General features: G+C 70.4%; 9 protein-coding genes. 8 read left to right on the top strand and 1 reads right to left on the bottom strand.

Annotated elements, in window-relative coordinates:
* Positions 1-208: 208 nt before the first annotated feature.
* From ACWEQO_RS33045 to ACWEQO_RS33080, 8 genes are all read left to right on the top strand, one after another.
* Entirely contained in the window at positions 209-985 is a 777-nt protein-coding gene (locus tag ACWEQO_RS33045) for an amino acid ABC transporter ATP-binding protein (RefSeq protein WP_361461556.1), read from the top strand.
* A 79-nt stretch (positions 986-1,064) separates the two neighbouring features.
* Positions 1,065-1,913, top strand: a complete 849-nt coding sequence (locus ACWEQO_RS33050) for a glutamate ABC transporter substrate-binding protein (RefSeq protein WP_452986276.1) — start codon at positions 1,065-1,067, stop codon at positions 1,911-1,913.
* Between the two features lie 84 nt (positions 1,914-1,997).
* Positions 1,998-2,663 carry an amino acid ABC transporter permease gene (locus tag ACWEQO_RS33055; RefSeq protein WP_452986277.1) on the top strand — a complete coding sequence of 222 codons (666 nt, stop codon included), beginning with the start codon at positions 1,998-2,000 and terminating at the stop codon, positions 2,661-2,663.
* The gene (locus ACWEQO_RS33060; protein ID WP_452986278.1) at positions 2,660-3,574 is read left to right on the top strand and encodes an amino acid ABC transporter permease; all 915 of its coding nucleotides are present in this window, start codon (positions 2,660-2,662) and stop codon (positions 3,572-3,574) included. Before ACWEQO_RS33055 ends, ACWEQO_RS33060 begins: the two co-directional genes overlap by 4 nt.
* Before the next feature lie 297 nt (positions 3,575-3,871).
* Positions 3,872-5,539 carry an FAD-dependent monooxygenase gene (locus ACWEQO_RS33065; RefSeq protein WP_361461547.1) on the top strand — a complete coding sequence of 556 codons (1,668 nt, stop codon included), beginning with the start codon at positions 3,872-3,874 and terminating at the stop codon, positions 5,537-5,539.
* Between the two features lie 139 nt (positions 5,540-5,678).
* Positions 5,679-5,726, top strand: a complete 48-nt coding sequence (locus tag ACWEQO_RS33070) for a hypothetical protein (RefSeq protein WP_309506048.1) — start codon at positions 5,679-5,681, stop codon at positions 5,724-5,726.
* Between the two features lie 88 nt (positions 5,727-5,814).
* Complete coding sequence (locus ACWEQO_RS33075) at positions 5,815-6,375, top strand: cupin domain-containing protein (RefSeq protein WP_361461541.1); 561 nt, start codon at positions 5,815-5,817, stop codon at positions 6,373-6,375.
* Complete coding sequence (locus tag ACWEQO_RS33080; RefSeq protein ID WP_361461539.1) at positions 6,372-6,800, top strand: rhodanese-like domain-containing protein; 429 nt, start codon at positions 6,372-6,374, stop codon at positions 6,798-6,800. The genes ACWEQO_RS33075 and ACWEQO_RS33080 overlap by 4 nt, the downstream gene beginning before the upstream one ends.
* Here the strand turns inward: ACWEQO_RS33080 and recX are convergent.
* On the bottom strand, positions 6,794-7,621 hold the full coding sequence (recX, locus tag ACWEQO_RS33085) for a recombination regulator RecX (protein WP_452986279.1): 828 nt from the start codon (positions 7,619-7,621) through the stop codon (positions 6,794-6,796). The two genes, ACWEQO_RS33080 and recX, sit on opposite strands and share 7 nt — an antisense overlap.
* Positions 7,622-7,796: the final 175 nt, after the last annotated feature.

The following is a 7,796-nucleotide window of genomic DNA, read 5'->3' on the forward strand; positions in this document are numbered from 1 at the left end:
TGACGCCGATGAACGGGGACGGCGTCAAGAGGGTTCCGGTTGCTCTTCGGTACCGTTACCCGGCCGAAATGAGCCCTGCTCACAAGTGCTACGACACGTATCCGATTGCTACCGGATCGTGATGCTCAGATTCCCCTCAGATGTAATGACGCGGATCTGAAGGATCACTACTGTCCTCCCAAACCGAGGAGGACGGAGCCTGAGAGCGATGACCGAAGTATCGGCGGCCAAGGAAGATGTGGCCGCGACCGACGAACTGGTCGTCCTGAAGAGCGTCAACAAGCACTTCGGCGCGTTGCACGTACTCCAGGACATCGACCTGACGGTCGCCCGCGGCGAAGTCGTCGTGGTCATCGGGCCCTCCGGGTCCGGAAAGTCCACCCTGTGCCGCACCATCAACCGCCTGGAGACGATCGACACCGGATCGATCACGATCGACGGGAAGTCCCTGCCCGACGAGGGCAAGGAGCTGGCGCGGCTGCGGGCCGACGTGGGCATGGTCTTCCAGTCCTTCAACCTCTTCGCGCACAAGACGGTGCTCGAGAACGTGACGCTGGGCCAGGTCAAGGTTCGCAAGAAGGACAAGAAGCAGGCCGAGGAGCGGGCCCGCGCCCTGCTCGACCGGGTCGGTGTGGGTGCGCAGGCCGAGAAGTACCCCGCGCAGCTCTCCGGCGGCCAGCAGCAGCGTGTCGCCATCGCGCGGGCCCTGGCGATGGAGCCCAAGGTCATGCTCTTCGACGAGCCGACGTCGGCTCTCGACCCGGAGATGATCAACGAGGTTCTGGAGGTCATGCAGCAGCTCGCCCGCGACGGCATGACCATGATCGTCGTGACCCACGAGATGGGATTCGCCCGGTCCGCCGCCAACCGCGTGGTGTTCATGGCGGACGGCCGCATCGTCGAAGCCGCTTCGCCGGACCAGTTCTTCAGCAATCCGCGCAGCGACCGTGCCAAGGACTTCCTGTCGAAGATCCTGCACCACTGACGGCGCCCTCGCGCCCTGACGACTTGCGTCACCGGATGAACCGGGCCGCATCACTTCACCAGTCAAAAGGAAGTGCACCATGAATCTCCGCAAGGTCACCGCCGCCTCGGCCGCCGTGCTCGCCCTCGCCCTGACCGCCACCGCCTGCGGAGGCGGCGGCGACGACAAGGACAGCGGTTCGTCCTCCTCCGGGGGCGGCGGCGACAAGATCAAGATCGGCATCAAGTTCGACCAGCCCGGCCTCGGTCAGAAGACCCCGCAGGGCTACGCGGGCTTCGACGTGGACGTCGCCACGTACGTCGCCAAGAAGCTCGGCTACGACAAGAACCAGATCGAGTGGAAGGAGTCGAAGAGCGCCGACCGCGAGACCATGCTGCAGCGTGGTGACGTCGAGTTCATCGCCGCCACCTACTCGATCACCCCGGAGCGCGAGGAGAAGGTCGACTTCGCCGGCCCGTACCTGCTCGCCCACCAGGACGTGCTGATCCGCGCCGACGACGACAAGATCAAGGCGCCGGAGGACCTGAACAGCGCGAAGCTGTGCTCGGTCACCGGCTCCACCTCGGCGCAGAACGTCAAGGAGAAGCTGGCGCCCAAGGCCCAGCTGCAGCCGTACCCGACGTACTCGGCCTGCCTGCCCGGTCTCCAGAACGGTGCCGTCGACGCGCTGACCACCGACGACTCGATCCTCGCCGGTTACGCCGCCCAGGACCAGTTCAAGGGCAAGTTCAAGCTCGCCGGCTTCAAGATGACCAACGAGAACTACGGCATCGGCGTCAAGAAGGGCAGCGACCTCAAGGCCAAGATCAACGACGCGCTCGAGGCCATGGTCGCCGACGGCTCCTGGGAGGACGCCGTGAAGGACAACTTCGGTCCGGCCAACTACCAGTACGAGCCCGCGCCGAAGATCGGCGACATCAAGAGCTGAGGCCTTGCCTGACAGGGTGCGCCGTCCCGGATGCGGGGCGGCGCACCGGTGCGGCCGTCCCTACACGCGAAAGCGCGGGAGATCGTGTTCGACTTTCTTGAAAAATACGACCTGCTGGGGGCCTTCTGGACGACGGTGCAGCTCGCTGTGCTCTCCGCCGTCGGCTCCCTGGTCTGGGGCACCCTGCTGGCCGCCATGCGCGTCGGCCCGGTGCCGTTGATGCGCGGTTTCGGGACCGCGTACGTGAACATCGTGCGGAACATCCCGCTGACCGTCATCATCCTGTTCACGTCGCTGGGCCTGAGCCAGACGCTGGGCATCAATCTCGGCGCGGACGACTTCGAGACGATCAACTTCCGGCTCGCCGTCCTCGGCCTGATCCTCTACACCTCGGCCTTCGTGTGCGAGGCGCTGCGCTCCGGCATCAACACGGTGCCGGTCGGCCAGGCCGAGGCCGGCCGCGCGCTCGGCCTCAGCTTCAGCCAGGTCCTGGGCCAGGTGGTGCTGCCCCAGGCGTTCCGCTCGTCCGTCGGCCCGCTGGCGAACGTGCTCATCGCACTCATCAAGAACACCACGGTGGCCGCCGCCATCGGTGTCGCCGAGGCGGCCCTGCTGATGAAGGAGATGATCGAGAACGAGGCACAGCTGCTGCTGATCTCCGCGGTCATCGCCGTCGGTTTCGTGATTCTGACGCTGCCGACCGGCCTGTTCTTCGGCTGGGTGGGCAAGAAGGTGGCGGTGAAGCGATGAGTTCCGTCCTGTACGACGCCCAGGGCCCTCGCGCCAAGCGGCGGAACGTTGTTTTCACGGTGGTCTTCCTGGCCGCCTTCGCCGCCCTGCTGTGGTGGGTGATCAGCACCCTCAACGACAAGGGCCAGCTGGAATGGTTCCTGTGGAAGCCGTTCTTCACCAGCGGTGAGCCGTGGTCCACGTACATCTGGCCGGGTCTGCAGAACACCTTGAAGGCCGCCGCGCTGTCGGTGATCATCGCGCTGCCGCTCGGCGCCCTCTTCGGCATCGCCCGGCTGTCGGACCACGCCTGGATCCGCGTCCCGGCCGGGATCGTGGTCGAGTTCTTCCGGGCCATCCCCGTCCTGGTCCTGATGATCTTCGGTCTCGCTCTGTTCGCCGAGTACACCAACGTCAGCTCCGACGACCGTCCGCTGTACGCGGTCGTCACGGGTCTGGTGCTGTACAACGCCTCCGTCCTCGCGGAGATCGTGCGCGCCGGCATCCTGTCCCTGCCCAAGGGCCAGGCCGAGGGAGCGATGGCGATCGGCCTGCGCAAGAACCAGGCGATGCGGCTGATCCTGCTGCCGCAGGCGGTCACCGCGATGCTCCCGGCCATCGTCAGCCAGCTCGTCGTCATCGTGAAGGACACCGCCCTCGGCGGCGCCGTCCTCACCTTCCCCGAGCTGCTCGCCGCGGCCAACACGATGAGTGGCTACTACGGCGCCAACATCATCGCCAGCCTCACGGTGGTGTCGGTGCTCTTCATCGCGCTCAACTTCGCCCTCACCTCCTTCGCCTCCTGGCTCGAGGCACGGCTGCGCCGCAGCAAGCGCGGCACGGGCGCGGTGGTGGGCGCCGACCGGCTCGAGGAGCTCAACGCGGCCGAGGTCGGCGGCGTCCAGAAGACCGGTGGGGACGGCAACGCCTGACGCACACCCTGCTGTCCCGACATGGCTGTGGCCCGCTCCTCCGGCGGGCCACAGCCATGTCGGGACGGGGACGGCAGCGGCGACGCGCGAAATTCATCCCGGTACGGGCCGGGCCTGTGTGATGAGCAGTCAAGTGGTGTGACGGAACCGGACCGTTTTCATGATCGCCGACCGTGCCGGTCACTTGACGCAAGCACCGGCAGTAGGTTGCATACGTTCTGTGATCGCGCACCCTGCTCCATCGTCCTGTTCCTCCCTGTCCTCCGGGACGTCACTTCGAGCAGGGGGCGCCGCGCCGTGGACCCGGTGATCATCGTCGGAGCGGGACCCGTCGGGCTCGCGCTCGCCCTGGCGCTGGCGCGTCAGGAGGTGCCGTGCGTGGTCCTCGACGAGGGTCCGGGCAAGGACGAACCGCGGCCTGCCCGGTCGGTGGTGCTGCGCGAGGACACCACGGCGCTGCTGGAGCGGCTGAGCGGTGCGCCACTGTCCCGGGCCGGCTCCCGTTGGGCCGGATGGCGTGCGATGCGGCGCAAGCAGGTGACGCACGAGGTCACTTTCGACGCCACCGCGCCCGCACCCGTGCACATCGCCCAGCACGTCCTCACCGGTGCCCTGCGCGCGGCCCTCACCCGTGAACGGCTCGTCGAGGTCGCCGTGGACAGCCGTCTGGACTCCCTCGAACAGGATCCCTCCGGCATCACCGCGCACACCCGCGGCCCCAGGAGCACGTGGTGGCGAGGCAGTTACCTGGTCGGCTGCGACGGCCCCCGTTCCACCGTGCGCAAGCTCCAGGACATCCGCTTCCCCGGGCGCACGGCGGTGGAACGTCACGCCGTGGCCGCACTGCGTACGGAGCTTCCCCGGTCCGGCGAAGCGTTGCTGCACCGGACGCCGCCGTGGCGCTCCTCCGGCCCCTTCGCCGGGGAGGTCACCGCGCGTCCGCTGCCGGACGGCGTGTGGCGTCTGGACTGGCTGCTGCCACCGGGCAAGGAACTGGTCACCCCCGAGCTGCTGCTGGACCGGATCCGGGAGACCCTCGCCGGCTGGGCCGACGGCCCGACGCCACCGTACGAACTGCTCGACACCGGGGTCCACACCGTCCACCACCGGCTCGCCCGGCGCTGGCGGGCGGACCGCGTGTTCCTCGCCGGGGACGCCGCGCATCTGCTCGGCTCGCTGGGCACGCACGGGCTGGACGAGGGGCTCCGCGACGTCGACAACCTCGCCTGGAAGCTGGCCCTGGCCTGGCACCACGGCCACCACGAAGCGCTGCTCGACAGCTACCAGGCCGAGCGGCGCGCGATCGTCTCCGCCCGGCTGCGCGCCGCCGATCAGGCGCTGCCGCTGCTGCGGGGCGGTGGAGGGCTGCGTTCCTACGTGCCCGGCTCCGCCCGCGGTCATGACGCGCTCCTGGTGGACGGCCATCTGGGCCAGGGGCCGCTGGGGGCGCCGGGCGGGCACTCCGGATCGCCCCTCGCGCCCCGGGACCTCGAGGGCGAGGTCCCCGTCGACACGCCCTTCGGGGAGCGGGTCACCGATGTGCGGGTCACGGCGGAGGACGGCACCTTCGTCCGGCTGCGGGACCGGCTCGGCCGGGGTGCGCTGCTGGTGGTGCTGATCGCGCCGGGCACCGGGGTGTGGGAGCGCAGGCACTGGGTGTCCGCCGGGATCATGCCCCGGCTGGCGTCGGCCGTGGCGGCGCTGCCGCATCCGGCCGAACTGCTGGTCGCGGAGAGCTATCCGGGGGCGGCGGCCCACACCGTGCTGCTGGTACGCCCCGACGGTCATCTGGTCACGGCGCTCGGCGGGGTCCGCCCGGCGGACCTGTACACGGCGGCCGAGACGGTGCTCGGCGGACCGGCGGACGCGGAAACAACGGAATCAGCGGGGTCGACCGGATCAACGGCAACTGCGGGAACAGCGGGGCCGGAGGCCCGGACGGCGGCCGGAGCCGGATCACGCTGAAGTGCTGGGCACGGACGATCCCTCTCCGCGTGCTTCCGGTGGGGTCCGCATGCCGACGGCGAGTTGATCCCGTGTGCGTCGTCGTGGTCTACTCCGGTCCGTGACCGACACCTGTGTGCGCCTGTGGCGGAGGGTCCATATGGACCTCGTCCGCTACGCGGGCTGCGTGTGTCGCCCGTCCTGCTGAACTCGCGTTCCCTCTTTCCCGCGCGCCGCTCGCCGCTTCCACGCCGCTGCCGTGCGCGCTCCGCGAACCTTTCTTCAGGACGGTGCACGTGTCTGCTTCCCCTGTTCTCCCCTCCTCCCCCGTCCCCTCTTCTCCCGCGGGTTCCCCCTCTGCTCCCGGCCCTTCCCAGGACGAGCTCCTCGACTTCGTTCGGCAGGTCGCCGCCGACGCAGAGCTGGTCGCCTCCCTTCCGCTCGATCCGGAGGGCCGCACCTGGGTACGGCTCGACGGGCCCGTCGGCAGTGAGGCCTGGCTGATCGGCTGGCCGCCCGGCACGGGCACCGGCTGGCACGATCACGGGGAATCCCTCGGTGCCTTCATGACCGCGGCGGGTGAGCTGCGGGAGAACTCGCTCGCGGTGCGGCTGCCCACCGAGGGCTGGAAGACGCTGGAACTGAACGACGGCGTGGACCGGGAACGCCGGCTGACGGCCGGTGCGGGCCGCGCCTTCGGCCGGCATCACGTGCACGAGGTGCTCAACGGGTCCCCCGACCGGCACGCGGTCTCCGTCCATGCCTACTACCCTCCCCTGCCTCTGCTGCGCCGCTACCGCCGCAGCGGCCGGACCCTGCGGTTGGAGCAGGTCGAGCGCCCGGCGGACTGGCAGTGAGCGGGACACCCGAGCGGGCCGCCGGTGCCCCCGGGATCGACGAACTGCTGGAGCGGGTACGCGCGGGCTACACGCGGATCGAGGCGGTCCCCGCGTACGAGGCCGCCCGCGGCGGGGAAGCACTGCTGGTCGACATCCGGTACGCGGCCCTGCGTGACCGGGACGGCCTCATCCCCGGCGCCCTCGTCGTCGAGCGCAACGAGCTGGAGTGGCGTCTCGACCCGCGAGGCAGCCACCGCCTTCCCGAGGCGACCGGTCACGATCTGCGCGCCGTCGTGATCTGCAACGAGGGGTACGCCTCCAGCCTGGCCGCGGAGTCCCTGCACCGGCTGGGGCTCCACCGGGCCACCGACCTGATCGGCGGTTTCCAGGCCTGGCGCACGGCGGGTCTGCCGGTGCGGGCACCGGGCGGGAATCCTCAGTAGCTCCCGCCGTCCAGGAACTCGGTGTCCTCACCTTCCTCTTCCAGGGCCTGACGGACCACGCGCAGGGCGAGGCCCTCGGGATAGCCCTTGCGGGCGAGCATGCCAGCGAGGCGGCGGATCCGCTTGTCGCGGTCGAGCCCGCGGGTGGAGCGCAGCTTGCGGGCGACGAGTTCACGCGCGGTGGCCTCCTCCTGCTCGGGGTCGAGCTGGGAGACGGCCTCGTCGATCAGGGTGGCGTCGACTCCCTTGGTCCGCAGCTCCCGGGCGAGGGCACGCCGGGCCAGGCCCCGGCCGTGGTGCCGGGACTCCACCCAGGCGTCCGCGAAGGCACTGTCGTTGATCAGTCCGACCTCCTCGAACCGGGACAGCACCTCCTCGGCGGCCTCGTCCGGGATCTCCCGCTTGCGCAGGGCGTCGGCGAGCTGCTTCCGGGTGCGGGGGGTCCCGGTGAGCAGGCGCAGGCAGATGGCCCGCGCCCGCTCGACCGGGTCCCCCTCGGGCTCCTCCCGCTCGGCCCTCGAAGAGGAGGAGACGTCCCCGTCCGCCGCGGTCGCCTCACCGAAAGCCCGGCGTCCGCGCCCACCGCGCGGCCCGCCGTCACGCGAGCCGCTCCCCCGTGGGTCACCCGCACGACGGGACCCGGCGCCGCCCCGGCGCAGGCCGCCGCCCGGGGCCTCACCGGGGACGCCGGCCGTGCCGCCGGCGTCCCCGGCCGTCCCGTCCGCGCTCGCGGCTGGGTCTGCGCCGTCTCCGGGGCCCCTTCCCCAGGGGGCGCCGGAAGCGGCGAACTCGTACTCGGCCCAGTCGGTTCGTCGCGTCACGGGTCAGCTCTTGGCCGCGGCGGCCTTGGACTTGGTGGTCTTGGCAGCCGGGGCCGGAGCCACGGTCGCCTCGGCCGGAGCGGTGCCGCCGGCGGTGTCGGCGCCCTGTGCGGCGGCCGGGTCCTCGGGCCGCACGCCGACGCCGAGCTTCTCCAGGATCTTCTTCTCGATCTCG

It is taken from the genome of Streptomyces sp. NPDC004051 (assembly GCF_053604275.1).